Origin of the sequence: Roseovarius sp. THAF9, assembly GCF_009363715.1 — a bacterium.
Classification (GTDB): domain Bacteria; phylum Pseudomonadota; class Alphaproteobacteria; order Rhodobacterales; family Rhodobacteraceae; genus Roseovarius.
Genome location: NZ_CP045405.1, coordinates 115,333 through 129,736, shown reverse-complemented (window position 1 = coordinate 129,736; position 14,404 = coordinate 115,333). Strand labels below are relative to the sequence as shown.

General features: G+C 57.3%; 15 protein-coding genes and 2 pseudogenes. 11 read left to right on the top strand and 6 right to left on the bottom strand.

Annotation, left to right across the window (positions count from 1 at the left end):
• Positions 1 to 141 precede the first annotated feature (141 nt).
• The gene (locus FIU86_RS20630; RefSeq protein WP_057796892.1) at positions 142 to 417 is read left to right on the top strand and encodes a hypothetical protein; all 276 of its coding nucleotides are present in this window, start codon (positions 142 to 144) and stop codon (positions 415 to 417) included.
• Positions 418 to 720: 303 nt separating this feature from the next.
• On the opposite strand, the gene FIU86_RS20625 is transcribed toward FIU86_RS20630, so the two are convergent.
• A complete protein-coding gene (locus FIU86_RS20625) occupies positions 721 to 999 on the bottom strand; it encodes a YncE family protein (protein WP_144435650.1) in 279 nt (92 codons plus the stop codon).
• A 15-nt stretch (positions 1,000 to 1,014) separates the two neighbouring features.
• Between FIU86_RS20625 and FIU86_RS20620 the strand changes: the two genes are divergently transcribed.
• On the top strand, positions 1,015 to 1,620 hold the full coding sequence (locus FIU86_RS20620; protein ID WP_152477315.1) for a hypothetical protein: 606 nt from the start codon (positions 1,015 to 1,017) through the stop codon (positions 1,618 to 1,620).
• 251 nt (positions 1,621 to 1,871) lie between these two features.
• Here FIU86_RS20620 and FIU86_RS20615 read toward each other — a convergent pair whose 3' ends face one another.
• Positions 1,872 to 2,150 carry a hypothetical protein gene (locus FIU86_RS20615; protein WP_057796894.1) on the bottom strand — a complete coding sequence of 93 codons (279 nt, stop codon included), beginning with the start codon at positions 2,148 to 2,150 and terminating at the stop codon, positions 1,872 to 1,874.
• Between the two features lie 203 nt (positions 2,151 to 2,353).
• On the opposite strand from FIU86_RS20615, the gene FIU86_RS22935 reads away from it, so the two are divergent.
• The 9 genes and pseudogenes from FIU86_RS22935 to petA form a co-directional block, all read left to right on the top strand.
• Complete coding sequence (locus tag FIU86_RS22935) at positions 2,354 to 2,818, top strand: DMT family transporter (protein ID WP_236544606.1); 465 nt, start codon at positions 2,354 to 2,356, stop codon at positions 2,816 to 2,818.
• A complete protein-coding gene (locus FIU86_RS22930; RefSeq protein WP_368373170.1) occupies positions 2,819 to 3,151 on the top strand; it encodes an EamA family transporter in 333 nt (110 codons plus the stop codon). It abuts the gene before it with no gap.
• Between the two features lie 222 nt (positions 3,152 to 3,373).
• Positions 3,374 to 4,006 carry an RNA polymerase sigma factor gene (locus FIU86_RS20605; RefSeq protein WP_057796895.1) on the top strand — a complete coding sequence of 211 codons (633 nt, stop codon included), beginning with the start codon at positions 3,374 to 3,376 and terminating at the stop codon, positions 4,004 to 4,006.
• A 1,690-nt stretch (positions 4,007 to 5,696) separates the two neighbouring features.
• Entirely contained in the window at positions 5,697 to 5,909 is a 213-nt protein-coding gene (locus FIU86_RS20590; protein ID WP_057796896.1) for a DUF5676 family membrane protein, read from the top strand.
• 231 nt (positions 5,910 to 6,140) lie between these two features.
• Positions 6,141 to 8,486 (top strand): copper-translocating P-type ATPase, encoded by a 2,346-nt coding sequence (locus tag FIU86_RS20585; RefSeq protein ID WP_268873937.1) that lies wholly within the window; start codon positions 6,141 to 6,143, stop codon positions 8,484 to 8,486.
• Between the two features lie 51 nt (positions 8,487 to 8,537).
• Positions 8,538 to 8,771, top strand: a complete 234-nt coding sequence (locus FIU86_RS20580) for a DUF2933 domain-containing protein (protein ID WP_082631175.1) — start codon at positions 8,538 to 8,540, stop codon at positions 8,769 to 8,771.
• Positions 8,768 to 9,418, top strand: coding sequence for an isoprenylcysteine carboxylmethyltransferase family protein (locus tag FIU86_RS20575; RefSeq protein ID WP_201455466.1), 651 nt, complete (start codon positions 8,768 to 8,770; stop codon positions 9,416 to 9,418). The genes FIU86_RS20580 and FIU86_RS20575 overlap by 4 nt, the downstream gene beginning before the upstream one ends.
• 60 nt (positions 9,419 to 9,478) lie before the next feature.
• A pseudogene (locus FIU86_RS20570) lies at positions 9,479 to 10,306 on the top strand (YfcC family protein); the annotation flags it as partial.
• Positions 10,298 to 10,738, top strand: a pseudogene (gene petA, locus FIU86_RS22660) (ubiquinol-cytochrome c reductase iron-sulfur subunit); the annotation flags it as partial. The pseudogenes FIU86_RS20570 and petA, both read left to right, overlap by 9 nt.
• Positions 10,739 to 10,782: 44 nt before the next feature.
• Here petA and lgt read toward each other — a convergent pair.
• Genes lgt through FIU86_RS20550 form a run of 4 tightly spaced genes read right to left on the bottom strand, consistent with a single transcriptional unit; the run spans position 10,783 to position 14,371 of the window.
• Positions 10,783 to 11,706: a prolipoprotein diacylglyceryl transferase gene (gene lgt / locus FIU86_RS20565; protein WP_057796898.1), complete on the bottom strand. Its 924-nt coding sequence runs from the start codon at positions 11,704 to 11,706 to the stop codon at positions 10,783 to 10,785.
• Positions 11,707 to 11,717: 11 nt separating this feature from the next.
• Positions 11,718 to 13,040, bottom strand: coding sequence for an APC family permease (locus tag FIU86_RS20560; protein ID WP_057796899.1), 1,323 nt, complete (start codon positions 13,038 to 13,040; stop codon positions 11,718 to 11,720).
• The gene (locus tag FIU86_RS20555) at positions 13,041 to 13,781 is read right to left on the bottom strand and encodes a hypothetical protein (RefSeq protein ID WP_152477314.1); all 741 of its coding nucleotides are present in this window, start codon (positions 13,779 to 13,781) and stop codon (positions 13,041 to 13,043) included.
• Positions 13,778 to 14,371, bottom strand: coding sequence for a TVP38/TMEM64 family protein (locus FIU86_RS20550; RefSeq protein ID WP_254701911.1), 594 nt, complete (start codon positions 14,369 to 14,371; stop codon positions 13,778 to 13,780). Before FIU86_RS20550 ends, FIU86_RS20555 begins: the two co-directional genes overlap by 4 nt.
• Between the last annotated feature and the right edge of the window lie 33 nt (positions 14,372 to 14,404).

Below are 14,404 nucleotides of genomic sequence, written 5' to 3'. Positions count from 1 at the left end.
TCGCTGCCGAGAAAATTTGTCGCGAAACGTAACAAAGCCGCACTTTGCGACAGATTGATACACACGTGCCGTCAGCAGCGTTCCAAAACCAAGTCATACTTCATCGGCAAACAATGCATGTAGGACAAAAGGAAAAAGTGAATGGGACGTAAACTGGCACTGATTTTTTGTACAACTGTCGCGGTGTCTGCTGGTGGTATTGTCTTGGCAGACAACGGCTACGGTACCGGGCATCACGAACTGCCCAAGCGAGGTGATGCCACCCATTCGGGAGATACAATGAAAGGCCACTTTCGGCACATAGACCGCAATCAGGACGGCATGGTGTCGCGCGAGGAGGTTGAAGCCCACGATGAACGTGACAAATGGTTCAAGCGAAACGCCCTGCTCGGGGAGTTTGCTGATCCAGGATTTTAGTTGTGAAGAACTCTCACAAAAGGGCAGGGTGGCTTGCTGAACAAGAGCGTGATCGAATTCTGCTCTCGCAGGCTTAGCTTTTGATTGAAGGAAGCTATCTCAAGCAGCTGAGCCGCTACAAGTTTTTCAGAGTTGACTAAATTGGCCACGTCGTGACGGCCCTTATTTCCGGAGCGGCGTGGTGATTTGCTTCAGCCTAGACTGCCAGCAGGGCCGTTGTACATACCGCAGCGTTGCTTATGCTGATTTGGCACTAACTAATCAGCTCAACTGCTTTGTCAGTAATCTTGCATAGCGGTGGACCTAAAACTGCAGTGTCCGATTGGGCTGAAATCGCCAGAACCTATGGTATTTGAACGAATTGATTCCCACGCGCCCACCTGTTGCGCGGTCAATGCGTACCACAAGGTTACGCTCGCGTGCACTCGACCAGATTGCATCTTTATCCGCTGCAACGCCGTGCAGGTTTCCTCCAAGTTCAAACGAATCAAGAGTTTCACCACTGTCGGCATTTTCAATTGAAACCTTGCCGACGTCAGACTCGCTGATAATCAATTGACGGGCCTCGGCATCCAGCATCATGTGCTTGGGTGGACCTTGCAGTTTGAAGTTGCGCGTAACTATCCCGTCTTCAGGATCGAGTTCGCTGATCGCGTCATTCCCGGCGTTGGAAACGAAGAAATAGCCCTTCTTTGGCTAGGCGATTACATATTCCGGGATCGGACCCGTGGCGACGATCGCAGTAACCTCACCGTGTTCCAGGTCGATCAGCGAAACAGCATCGAGTCCAGGATGCGTCACCGCGGCGAAGCGTTCATCCGACGAAACCCCGACATGGTGTATTATGCCGGGAACTTCGACGCGACGCAGGATTTCATGACTGTCCGCGTCGACCAAGGTGATCAGGCTCGAAGTGGTCGGGCCGGCATCTTCTCTGCCTCCATGGTGAGCTACGTGATCCTCCTCAGAAACTTCGGAAGGCTTGGGCACCATGCCGACTTCGGTTTCCGTAAGACTACCGGCAACCAGGATGCCGCGGTTTGTTGCGCCTGCCAGTTCGTGAACGTTGTCGAGACCCTCGATGCGGCCAACAGCCTCAAAGGCTTCATTCAGATGAAGTACTGTTCCGAGTTCTCCTTCCGGAATTTACACATCGGCTATTGCAGCGCTGCTAGTGAGTACTGTTGCACCGATTGCCAGTAACGGCATTCTCATAGGGTCGCTCCTTGTTTGCGCATAGCTTTCCGTGTTGATTTCCGAAGCTACCCGAAACGGGAATCGATGAACTGCGTCGACTGTGCGTTCTCTACCGCGAGGCGAAGCACGGATGAAAGGAAAGCCATAGCCGTTGACGAAACTTAAGCTGACTGCGGCGCATATTGAGCGCCACAGTCGTGATCAAGCTACAGAGAATTTGACTTTCCTTTGTCAGCAACAGCGCCTGCTGTATAGCCTCATTGGCCTCGCTGCGGATTGTCAAAGCGCTCTTCGAACATGCTCTTGAATTCTGATGCAGCCTGCATATGGGCCTCCATCTCCGCGCGCGTGACCTTGCCGTCCTTGTTTTGATCGGCGTGATCGAAATGGCCGCGCATCGTATCGTTCATGTGGATATTGTTATCGCGGTCGGGCAGATCATGATGCCCGGTTATATATCCCGTGTCCGCGAGCGCTGCGCCGCCGAGAGCCGTAGCAAATGCGGTTGCGAGAATGAGCGTGGTGTTACGTTTCATTGAAAGCCTCCATTTTGGCGTGTTGCAGGACCAAAGTGGCAAATGCGACGTGTCTTGCAACAGGCTCCGGGCGCTGTCGTGTAACGGTCTGTCGCAAAAGCCGACCTGGTTACATTTGGTGACAGATTCCCTCGGTATCTGACGCTTGATCCTGTCGATCCTAGACAGGATGAACGTGAGCCGGTTCGATGAAAGGACTGCCTATGACACCAGTAGCGGCCCTGAAGGTTGTGCTTGCGATGGTGCTCTGGGTCTTGTGCTTTCCGGTCATCGTGGTCGGGCTCAAATACTCGCCTCATCTCACTTTTGCCGCCATGAGGGCGCTCCTCGCAGGCGGCGTGCTTACAGTTTTGGCGCTGATGTTAGGGCGACCATTTCCGCGAGGGCACCGGGTTTGGTTGACGCTAGCGGGAGCTGGCTTCGGTGCGACGAGTCTTGGCTTTCTTGGGATGTTTCATGCGGCAGAGTTTGCCTCACCGGGCTTTGCGACAGTAATAGCGAATACGCAACCTCTTCTGGCCGCTGTCCTCGCGGCGTTCTGGCTCGGGGAAAAGCTGTCCTTGATTGGTAGCATAGGCTTGTTTGCCGGATTTGCAGGGATCGTGCTAATTGCTCTGCCCGATTTTCTGGCTGATGGAAACGAGAGTTATGTTATAGGCGTTCTGTAAATCATTCTTGCAGCCGCTGGCGTTATGCTTAGCAACGTCCTGATAAAATCCATTGCAGGAAAGGTGGACACCCTTTCGGCAATGGGCGTGCAGATGCTGTTAGGTAGCGTACCACTCGTCATTGCGGCGATATCCATGGAGGAGCCAACTACAATTAACTGGGCGCCCGCATTCATCGCGTCGCTTCTCGTCCTGGCGATGGCAGGATCGGCACTTGTCTATTGGCTGTGGTTCTCAGCGCTTGAAACAGTTCCATTGAATCGGGCCATTGCCTTCAGTTTTCTCATTCCGGTTTTTGGACTGACCTTGGGTATCGTTGTCTATGGCGAGTGACTCTCTGTCTTACAAATTGTAGGCATCGTTATGATATTTTTGGGAATAGGGATGGTTCAGCGCGGAAAGGAAAGGACACTCAATGAGGTTTGAATACGCATTCTTCCGAAACAACCGAGAACCGGTCGTTCATCCGTCACCTTCGATGAACGAACTTGAGTGCCACGTTATGTTGAACTTAATGCAATTTGCTCGCATCTAAATGAAATGGAGGGATGAGATATGACGGAGCCAGACACAAAAACACGGGAACCTGCCCACGACCGCGACCCGGCCGAGATCGCGCTTGCAGAGGGTCGGCAAGCCTTTCTGGGATTTCTGGTGCGCCGTTTGGGCAACAAGGCGGATGCGGACGATGTTTTGCAGGAATTCTGCGTTCGGGTGCTGACGCGCAAAGACCAGCTGCGAGACGTGGAGCGAATGGATTCCTGGCTCTATGCCATCTTGCGATCGACGATGAACGATCATTTCCGTAAGTTGGCTCGCCGGGGGCGCCTCGCCGAAGCGTATGGCAGCGAACCCGAGGCATTGGCTGATGATGCCCCCGCACAGATGGCGCAATTTTGCCGTTGCCTGGATGGTCTGGTTCCGGCGCAGCGGGCAGCAGATGCAGAATTGATTCGTCGGGTCGACTTCGGAGAGGAGGACCGTGCCGCGGTCGCCTTCGACATGGGCCTGACCCGCAACGCGCTTGGCGTGCGTCTGCATCGTGCCCGCGCGGCCTTGCGCGATGCGCTGACGGGTCAATGTGGCAAGTGCTGCAAGACAGGTTGGGATGACTGCTACTGCACTCCGATCGGCTGCGAAAACCCCGAAGATGAGACCCACTGTGCTCCCAAGGACGCATCGAACTGATGCTAGGTGAATAGGCCCAGCTTGTAATGGATTCCGCCAGGAAGCGTCGACTTACGGGAAAGCCCAGGTCCGGGCGTCATGGCAGGGACACCAAAATGATCAGCGGAAAAAAATATATCGGATCAGGCAATCCATGAGCGCCTCGCCTCCTCAACGGAGTTGTTTAGTCTCGTTCACCGGATAGGCTGCGCTTGCGCGTCGCATTCGCACCATGCCGATGCTCCGGTTTCCCAAGAACTCTTTCGGAGGATCGAAAGTGACGGCCAGAGTCTGGTTGAAGCGGCCAGAATTTTGGGTCTCGGACCCAAGGACTGCGCCTACCTCCTTGCCGGATTACGTCGCGATATGGCGACCGAACTCGTGGTTCTGCTGCTAGATACCGAAAGACCGTCTCCTGTTGTCTCAAATGAGACCAACAATTCAAAGCTACGGAAGTAGCGGCCTGATAGCAGCAAAAACCAAACGAACAGTGCTGCGGCTAATGGCCGTCGTGAACTCGACCAACAGCAAGCGACGGGGAGCAAGATGTCCGATTTAAAAACAGGCAATTGATGTCCCAGACGCAAACGCTCGCGAGACTTTCTCTACTGTGCCACTGGCGCCACCGGAGTAGTGGCAACGGGCCCCGCCGTCTGGCATTGATCAATTCCGTGAATTCTTCGGCCGATATCATCAGCCAATCGACTAGTGTCGTCGATTTAACGGACGCTACTACAAGACCCGGGAGCGCGTTTGACTGGGCGGGAGATCCTGTCTTTATATAGCGGCGTTAGCCCGCGATGATCGCTAAGGCGCGAGCGGCAGTTTTGGATCAGCTCGTTGACCCGATTGACGACGTGAAGGACCCCCCACCGTCGACTAGGAGTTGACAGCGATTGATCAGAACAGATCGGCTCTGGAGGGCGGTCAAGGGTTAATCGTGGTTCGAACGTGCACCACCTATTTGGGGGTCTGCCGGTGGGTCAGCGTTGGAGAGTTCGGCGAGTGGTTTTGCGCGTGCCACTGATAGCAGTGCGATCAGTCGGGCTGAATTGGAAAAGGTCCCGTACCCCGAAATCTCGGCATTACGCCCTATAGCCTCGAGTCCGATTTGTTGCTGTTGATCGGAGCGACGTGACTGGCGGATGGGTCGCGGAATTCACCGAATTTCCTGTAATGGAATGTAGTAGTGGGCGTCTCCAATATGAAACCATGATTGAAGGAGACCAAGATGGCTCAGAAATCCATCCAAAACGATGAATCTCAAACCAAAACCGCAAAGTCCGGTGGGTGCTGTGGCGGCAGTTCCGTCAACACAGCTACCGAAGTCCAACCCAAGGCCAGATCGTCTGCTGCACCGTTGGGGAAATGCTGCTGCAGCAAAAATTGAGATCAGTTGCGACACGGCCTCGCTTAGCGAGAAGGACAGATCAGTAGCTGTTCAACATACGTCAAGAGAAAGGTTTCATAGCCATGATTATAATAAGCGTTTTTGCGGGTTCCTGTGCCCTGCTTTTCGTCCATTCGTACTACTCATGGCGAAATCGCGCGGTAGCTATCCCGGTTGTCCTCGAACGAGATCACACATCGGACGCCATTTTTGGGCGCACATTGTGACAAAACGATACAGGAAGCTTCGTGACAGCCCTTCGGCTGTGGGTGCAGTCATCGCCACAACGAGGCAGCTCTGAAAGGTTTGGAAGGAGAAATCATGTCAGATTTTAAATCGGTTCGTATCTATCCCCTAGGGATGGCCCTTGGGACTCTGCTGGCGATCAGCTTCGTGCTGTGCGTTATCTCCGGCCTGACATTCCCGACCGCCACCATGTATCAGGCCTGGCTACCACTTCTGCCCGGCGTGACTTGGATCAGCTGGCCAAGCGTCTTTCTGGGGCTGATCGAGAGCTTCGCCTATGGCTGGTAAATTGCCGTGATTTTCGTACCGGCGTTCAACTTCTTTTCGCGCAAGGCGAAGGCATGACAAACCAACAAGAGTACCCCCAAAAACCACCTTGTGGCCATCGTCCCTGCGCGTTGGGGGCGTCGGTTACATCGATCCAATAGTGACGAGCCAATTGCGAACAGGAAAGGAAGCAGGATGAACGTGACGAAATGCCGGGGCGGCAGGCAAAGAGAGGGTGACGAGAGCTATGACATGGTACCAGACGGCTATACCGGCACGGTCTATACCTGCTCGATGCACCCCGAAGTGCGTAGCGCCGAGGAAGGGAAATGTCCCAAATGCGGCATGTTCCTAGTGCCCGAAGGTGACGTTGGGCAGCAATGGCATCATGACCATTCTGGGCACGCCCATGCGCATGGCGCTGCAACTGTCGGGGTGAAGAACGGCGACTATGACACCGTGCCGGAGGGCTTCAACGGCACTGTCTATACGTGCCCGATGCATGCGCAGGTACGCCATCCTGGCCCCGGATCCTGTCCGATCTGCGGCATGGGGTTGGAGCCTGAAACAGTCAGCCTTGAGGATGATGGTCCGAATCCCGAGCTGGTCGACTTTACCCGTCGATTCTGGGCTGGTGTCGTGCTGACAATGCCCGTTCTCGTTTTAGCGATGGGTCCTTTCGTAGGTTTCACATATTTCATGGAGCAACTGGGCGAACGCCCTTCGCTCTGGCTGGAGTTGGCGCTCTCGACGCCCGTGATCCTTTGGTCGGGTTGGCCATTCTTTGTGCGCGGCTATCAGTCGTTCCGGACGATGAATCTCAACATGTTCAGCCTGATTTCGATGGGTGTAGGTGCGGCGTATATCTTCAGTATCGTTGCGGTCATCGCGCCGCAGATTTTCCCGACCGGGTTCCGCGATGAGAACGGCAATGTCGGCGTCTATTTCGAGGCCGCCGCCGTGATCGTAACGCTGGTTCTGCTGGGCCAGGTGATGGAATTGCGCGCCCGCGAAGGCACCGGCAAGGCGATCCGGGCCTTGCTGGACATGGCAGCCAAGACAGCGCTCGTGATCCGCCCTGACGGCACCGAAGAGGAAATCGAGCTGGACCAGGTGCAGCTGGGCGATCACATTCGCGTGCGCCCCGGCGACAAGGTTCCGGTCGATGGTGTGGTGGTCGAAGGCCGCTCCTCGGTGGACGAGTCGATGATTTCCGGAGAACCCGTCCCCGTCGAGAAGGTCGCGGGCGAACCCGTTACCGGGGCCACGATCAACGGCACCGGCAGCCTGGTCATCGAGGCCACGCGCATCGGGGCGGATACAATGCTTTCCCAGATCGTGCAGATGGTTGCCAACGCACAGCGCAGCCGTGCGCCGATCCAGAAATACGCCGATCAGGTCGCGGGGATGTTCGTGCCAGCGGTGATCGCCGTCGCAATCGTGTCATTCATCGTCTGGTCGATCTGGGGGCCTGATCCCGCAATGGCCTATGGCCTCGTCTCGGCTGTGGCGGTGCTGATCATCGCCTGTCCCTGTGCGCTTGGTCTTGCCACGCCGATGTCGATCATGACCGCCACGGGCACAGGTGCGCAGATGGGCGTACTGATCAAGAACGCCGAAGCGCTGGAGCGGTTTGAAAAGATCGACACGCTGATAGTGGACAAGACTGGTACGCTGACCGAAGGGAAGCCCAAACTGGTCGCGGTGCTGACCGAGGAAGGACATGACGAGGCCGAAGTCTTGCGCTTGGCCGCATCGCTGGAGCGCGGCTCAGAACACCCGTTGGCCGAGGCCATCGTGCGCGGGGCAGAGGAGCGCGGTGTCGATTTCACCAAGACCGAGGACTTCGAGGCGGTGACCGGCAAGGGCGTCAAAGGCCGCGTCGACGGCAAGTCGGTTGCGCTTGGCAATGCAGCACTGATCCACGACATGGGACTGGACAGCGGCGCGCTGGTCGACACCGCCAACGCGCGGCGCGACGAAGGCGAGACCGTAATGTTCATCGTACTGGATGGCACGATTGCCGGATTGGTCAGCGTCGCTGACCCGGTCAAGGAAACTACTCCCGCGGCCCTCAAGGCGCTACATGAACAAGGATTTCGGATCATCATGGCGACCGGCGACAACGAGCGCACCGCGCAGGCCGTCGCTAGCCGCCTCGGCATTGATGAGATTCGCGCTGATGTACTGCCCGAGGACAAAGCGCATATTATCCGCGAGCTGCAAAAACAGAGCCGAAAGGTCGCCATGGCCGGCGATGGGGTCAATGACGCCCCCGCACTTGCCCAGGCAGATGTCGGCATCGCGATGGGCACGGGAGCGGATGTGGCCATCGAAAGCGCGGGGTTCACATTGGTTAAGGGCAATCTCGACGGCATCGTGCGAGCCCGCAAACTGAGCCACGCCACGATGCGCAATATCCGCCAGAACCTGTTCTTCGCGCTGATCTACAACGCGTCGGGTGTGCCTATAGCAGCCGGTATCCTCTATCCGTTCTTTGGTATCCTGATCGGCCCAATTTTTGCCGCCTTCGCCATGAGCGCATCTTCGCTGTCGGTGGTGTTGAATGCTCTTCGGCTGCGGCGACTGAAGTTCTGAACCAATAATGGCAGACGATTTCTCCATTCAACAGTAACAGGATCAAAGCAGATGACTGAGCATGATGATAATCACGACAATCACGAAAACGGCTTTTGGAAATCTCGCACAGGCGTCTTTCTTCTGATTGCTCTCGGGATTGGTGCGTTCCTCCTCGCATTCGAACATCGCGTCCACATTTTTGGCGGTAATGGGTTTCTCGCGCTGCTTCTTCTCGGATGCGTCGTGATGCATCTCTTCATGCATGCTGGGCACGGGGGTCATGGCGGAGGCGATAAGTCATGATGCACGATCCCGGTTATGGGCTGTGGTTCTTTACCCTGCTGAATGCCGCCATTTTCATCATGTTTGCATTCAGCTTCTTCAAGCCGCAAACGGCGCGAGACTGGCGTAGTTTCGGAGCCTTCAGCGCATTTTTAGTGGCCCTGTTCACCGAAATGTATGGCTTTCCTCTCACGATTTATCTGCTGTCCGGTTGGTTGCAGAGCACTTACCCAGGGATTGACTGGTTTTCGCACGATGCCGGCCACCTTCCGGAAATGCTCTTCGGCTGGCAAGCCAACCCGCATTTCGGCCCTTTCCACATCCTAAGCTTCGTTCTGATCGGACTTGGGTTCTGGATGATCTCGGCCGCATGGCGAGTGCTTTACCAAGCCCAACGGAACGGCACGCTGGCTACCAGTGGTCCCTATGCGCGTGTCCGACATCCGCAATACGTGGGTTTCATCCTCGTTTTGACCGGCTTTCTGGTCCAGTGGCCAACATTGCTGACACTGGCGATGTATCCGGCGTTGTTCTGGATGTACGTGCGGCTTGCTCGCGCAGAGGAGCGGGAAACCCGGGCCGCGTTCGGAGACAGGTTCGACGCGTATGCCGCGCGAGTTCCCGCCTTCTTGCCAAACTTCACGCAGGCACATGACGCAACTCAATGACAAGACGGTAGTGGATCCCTGAACGACAATCCAACCGATAGGGAAGCACACAGTAATGGCGTGTCGTCATGGTTTCCAACCGCGTACACGATCCTTTTTCCTTAATCATCATTGTCGCAGGCCTGACCTGGATCATCCCCGCAGGACAATATGATCGTGCGATGAACGAAGAGGTCGGGCGTGAAGTTGCCGTGCCGGGAACCTACCAGACCGTCGATCCCAATCCGCAGGGCTTTGTCGAAGTCATGCTAGCTCCCGTGGCAGGATTCTATGACCCGGACAGTTATGCGGCGAACGCAATTGATGTAGCGCTGTTTGTGCTCCTGCTGGATGGGTTTCTTGGCGTAGTCAACGCCACCAAAGCCATCGATACTGGCATCCAGACGGGCGATGGGCTGCATGAAAGGGCGCGAGATCTGGATGATACCGATCCTGATGTCGCTGTTCGCCTTGGGCGGCACGACCTACGGCATGGCATAGGAAAAACCGGCCTTTTATGCACTGCTGATCCCGGTTGTTGTCGCCGCGGGGTTTGATGCGGTCACCGGCGTCGCCATCATCCTGATCGGAGCTGGCATCGGCACCCTCGGCTCCACGATCACCCCTTTTACAACCGTCATCGCATCAAACGCGGCGGGGATACCCCTTACCCAGGGTATGGCATTGCGGCTAGTCATCCTGACCGGCAGACTCTTGACATGCATCGCCTACGTGATGCGCTACGCCGCTAAAGTAAAGGCCGATCCATCCCACTCGGTGGTCGCCAAGCAGCGCGATGCACATCGCCGGATATTCTTAAGCGCTGACGATGGCGAATTCACCGAACCGGAGCTGACCGGAACCCAGAAGCTGGTGCTGGTCCTGTTCTTCGCCACCTTCGCGGTGGTCAGGGCTTTGCTCAGGATCCGCGTGGATATTTCCGAGCTGACACCTGGCACGCAACTCACTGTCAAGTAGCGGGGAAAACCGGTGTTCATCCGCTATCGAACTGAAGAGGAAATTTCTGCGGCACGTTCCGAAAGTGTCGCCGACCTACCTGATGCGATCGCAAGAAACCCCAACTTCGACGGGGACGTGCCTGCGACCGATGAGCACCGGGCAGTTCCCGGCCGCGAAGAGTATTTGATCATGATTGGCGTTTGCACTCACTTGGGATGCGTTCCGCTTGGAAAAGGCTCCGGCGATTTTGGAGGTTGGTTTTGCCCTTGCCACGGCTCGCATTATGACCCCGCCGGGCGCATCAGAAAGGGACTCGCACCAGAGAACCTTCACATTCCGGACCTTTCGCTGTCGGATGACTTGATTCTCGTTTTGGGATAAACGGCGCGCAGCGTTTCATTGCATAGGTTCGAGCGGATCGAAACTTACACAGTCTCGGTTGTCTTCTGGTCGCGATCTCGCTGTTGCATGCGAAAAGCCCAACAGATCAATGCCAGTCCGGCAAAGATCATTGGAAGCGACAACGCCTGCCCCATCGTTAGTCCCCAGGTTCCGAAATGCAGGGCGTGTCCGATTGGGTTATCCTCACTCACGAATTGCAAATCCGGCTGCCTGAAGAACTCGACTAAGGCCCTGGACATGCCATAGCCCGCAAGAAACACTCCTGTCAGGGCACCGGGCCTTTTCAGCCATCCCTTTCGCCATGCCAGAACCAGCATAAGGATGCCCAGCACCACTCCTTCAAGCAACGCTTCGTAAAGCTGCGACGGGTGCCGCGCACATAGCCCCACCACGCCTGGGCAGGCTTGCGCGGCCTCTCCGGGGAAGATCACCGCCCATGGAACATCAGTCGGCCGTCCCCAGAGCTCGTTATTGGTGAAATTGGCGAGACGTCCGAGTAACAACCCGGGTGGCGTGGCCAGAGCCAAGATGTCCGCAGTTCCAAGAAACGACGCGCGCTGGCGGATACAGAAGACAAGCCCAGCGACCGTCACCCCGAGAAACCCACCATGGAAGGACATGCCGCCCTGCCAGACCATCAGGATTTCCAAAGGGTTTTTCAGGTAGTATTGCGGCTCGTAGAACAGGACAAAACCAAGACGCCCACCGATGATGACGCCGAGAATAATCCACGTGAGCAGTTCATCCAACTGCGCGGGTTTCATAGGTGGCCCAGCATCCGACCAGAGCGCAGGACGCCCGAAGGTCCGAACGCAAATTCGCCAACCTGTTACGATGCCGACGATGTACGCGAGCGCGTACCATCGGAGCGCGAGGTGAAAACCCCAAATATCAATCGAAAAGACTTCGTGGCCGATGTCTGGAAACGGAAGGGCGGCAGTTAGCATTGTCTATCGTCCTACATATGCGAGTGAGGCTCGGATTTATCCTCTTGTGGTGGACGATGGCGCAAGAATAGACCCACGAAGGCAAAGACAGCGACCATCATCCCGATCGAGACCAGCACGATCAACGGATCGCTCTGCCATTTCAGCGCGGTGAACGCCGCCAGCACGATGATGTCGAGCGCGATCGCGCCGAGCAGAATAGCCCCCACGGCACCAATCTCCTGTCGCAGGTGCCGAAACACGCCCCAGTGGATGATGATGTCCATCACCAGATAGAAGAACGCACCGAGCGAGGCGATCCGGCTGAGATCGAAGAACACCGCTAGGAAACTGGCGATTACCACGGTGTAGACCAAAGTATGGTCTCGGATCGCACCCGGCATGCCGAAGTGGCTGTGGGGGATCAGTTTCATGTCGGTCAGCATGGCAAGCATTCTAGAGACCGCGAAAATGCTCGCGATCAGTCCTGATGACGTGGCGACGATGGCCAATAGGACAGTCAGGTAGAAGCCCGTGCGGCCCAAGGTCGGCCCCGCGGCTTCAGCAAGGGCATAGTCTTTTGCAGCGATGATCTCTTCAAGGTTAAGACTGGAACCGACGGCGAAGGCGACGAGAAGATAAACGATAACGCAGATGCCGATGGACGCAACGATGGCCCGACCGATATTACGGTTCGGATTGTTCACTTCGGCACCGCTATTGGTGATCGTGGTGAACCCTTTGAAAGCCAGGATCGTAAGCGCAACGGAGGCCACGAAGCCGGTGATTTGCGTCGATTGCCCGTCCGTCGCCGCCTCGAACGAGATACCGCCTGCCCAGAGCGCCGCCGCCCCGAAAAGCGCGATACCTCCCACCTTTAGGATAGCCATGACGATCGAGAACAAGCCAACCGACCGGTTGCCGGCAGCGTTGATGAGATAGGCAAACACAATCAGACCCACACCGAGGGTAGAAACCAACCAGTTGGTCCGCTCGACGCCTAATCCCTCCAAAGAATATGTGGCGAAAGTCCGCGCAACGAGGCTTTCGTTGATGACCATCGATAGGGCCATGAGCAGCGCGGCCCCCGCGGCGACGGTCGTCGGGCCATAGGCCTTTTGCAGGATCACCGCGATGCCTCCCGCAGACGGGTAGGCGTTGGACATCTTGACGTAGGTATAGGCGCTGAACGCGGTGACGAGCGCGCCGGCGATGAAGGACAACGGGAAGAGTGGTCCGGCAAGCTGCGCGATCTGCCCGGTCAGTGCGAAGATACCGGCGCCGATCATCACGCCTGTCCCCATCGCAATCGCACCGGCGAGGCTGATGCTGTTCGCCTTGTATTCCGATTTCATCTAGACATTTTCCTTTCCGAATGCGCGTGCCTTCCCGGCAGAGAGCGTCTGCGGTCTGCGGTAATGGCCCCGCTTGCCATCCCCGGCGATGAGATTGGCGCCGGGCCAGTCGTAGAGGCACCAACTTTGGCGAAAGGCTTCCAGCAGTTCGGGCTCTGCGCGATGCCTCGCGACCGCCCGGGCGAATGTTTGCGGCGGACGATGTGTGAAATGCGTTTGCGGGTCGTCACCATCGCGAAAGACGCGCGCGGCATAGCCCGGGGCGCCGACCGGGTAGAAGAGAAACACTAGCAGTGCCCGGATCGTCCAGCGCAGCCTGCGCCCGGGATAGCGGCTGATGAGCCGCGCGGACAGCGACGACAGGCGCAGCATCCGGCGGTAGAGGTCCCAACCGACATCGGTGACGACCGCGTGCGCGCACCCCGTCTCGACCCCTGGGCGCCGCAGAGCGGTATCGGCGGCGACGGTGTAGATGTCAAGCTCCACCATCAGCCGGCTGCCGCCATCGGGCAGGGTCTGCAAACCGACAATCTCCCGCGTTTCTTCCGCTGCACGATCGAGCGTGACGAGAAAACGCTCGATGTCTTCAGGCGGCCAGCGCACCTCTTCGCCATCCGCAAGGTGCAATGCCCGATTGCCCAGTTGCCGGCGGCAAGTCCGCAACATCTCGCGGCGGATCAGCGCGCGAACGGCTCTCCAGTCCGGGGACGGGCGCGCGTCGGGCCTGGGGGTCGCGGTCATGAGCGTGCCTTCCTCCCGCGCTGCTCGCGGATCGCCACGGCGATAATGGGGGCCAGCGTCAGTGCCCCCAGCCCGACAGCGGCCCAGGCGGCTCGCCCGGGCTCCCCGCTCATCGCCTCGTTACCGAAATGCGCGAGAACGAAACTGGCGGGGATGATGCCGGCAAGCGTCGCTACAGCGAAACGCCAGAAATGCAGGCAGCTGAGACCGGCAGCGTAGCTGACGATGTCGAACGAGATAAACGGCATCAGCCGGCTGGCGAACACGGTCAGGGTCAGCGCGTTTTGCGATCCGAGCCAGCCCTTGTCCACCGTCTCGCCGAACCATCTGGTCAGCACATCGCGCCCTAGGAACCGTGCCAGAGCGAAGGCCGCCAGGGCGCCGAATTCGGCGCCGATGACGATGTAAATGGTGCCGATCGTATGTCCGTATGCGGCACCTGCCGCCAAGGCGATAGGTGCGCTTGGGATCGGCGTGGCGACGATGGCGATCGTCATGAGGGCGATGATGACGATCGGCCCCCATGCGCCGGCAGCGCTCACCCAGGCCGATATCCGCTCGCCGCTGAGGTCTTCCACGAAGCCTGACAAGGGCCCAAGGAACAGCGCCGCCGCAGCGGCCAC

Coding starts and splice junctions, on each gene's coding strand:
- FIU86_RS20630 (WP_057796892.1), top strand. CDS start 142: ATGGGACGTAAACTGGCACTGATTTTTTGTACAACTGTCGCGGTGTCT.
- FIU86_RS20615 (WP_057796894.1), bottom strand. CDS start 2,150: ATGAAACGTAACACCACGCTCATTCTCGCAACCGCATTTGCTACGGCT.
- FIU86_RS20590 (WP_057796896.1), top strand. CDS start 5,697: ATGTCAGATTTTAAATCGGTTCGTATCTATCCCCTAGGGATGGCCCTT.
- FIU86_RS20560 (WP_057796899.1), bottom strand. CDS start 13,040: ATGAAATCGGAATACAAGGCGAACAGCATCAGCCTCGCCGGTGCGATT.
- FIU86_RS20575 (WP_201455466.1), top strand. CDS start 8,768: ATGATGCACGATCCCGGTTATGGGCTGTGGTTCTTTACCCTGCTGAAT.
- FIU86_RS20580 (WP_082631175.1), top strand. CDS start 8,538: ATGACTGAGCATGATGATAATCACGACAATCACGAAAACGGCTTTTGG.
- FIU86_RS20605 (WP_057796895.1), top strand. CDS start 3,374: ATGACGGAGCCAGACACAAAAACACGGGAACCTGCCCACGACCGCGAC.
- lgt (WP_057796898.1), bottom strand. CDS start 11,706: ATGCTAACTGCCGCCCTTCCGTTTCCAGACATCGGCCACGAAGTCTTT.
- FIU86_RS20585 (WP_268873937.1), top strand. CDS start 6,141: ATGGTACCAGACGGCTATACCGGCACGGTCTATACCTGCTCGATGCAC.
- FIU86_RS22935 (WP_236544606.1), top strand. CDS start 2,354: ATGACACCAGTAGCGGCCCTGAAGGTTGTGCTTGCGATGGTGCTCTGG.
- FIU86_RS20555 (WP_152477314.1), bottom strand. CDS start 13,781: ATGACCGCGACCCCCAGGCCCGACGCGCGCCCGTCCCCGGACTGGAGA.
- FIU86_RS20625 (WP_144435650.1), bottom strand. CDS start 999: ATGATGCTGGATGCCGAGGCCCGTCAATTGATTATCAGCGAGTCTGAC.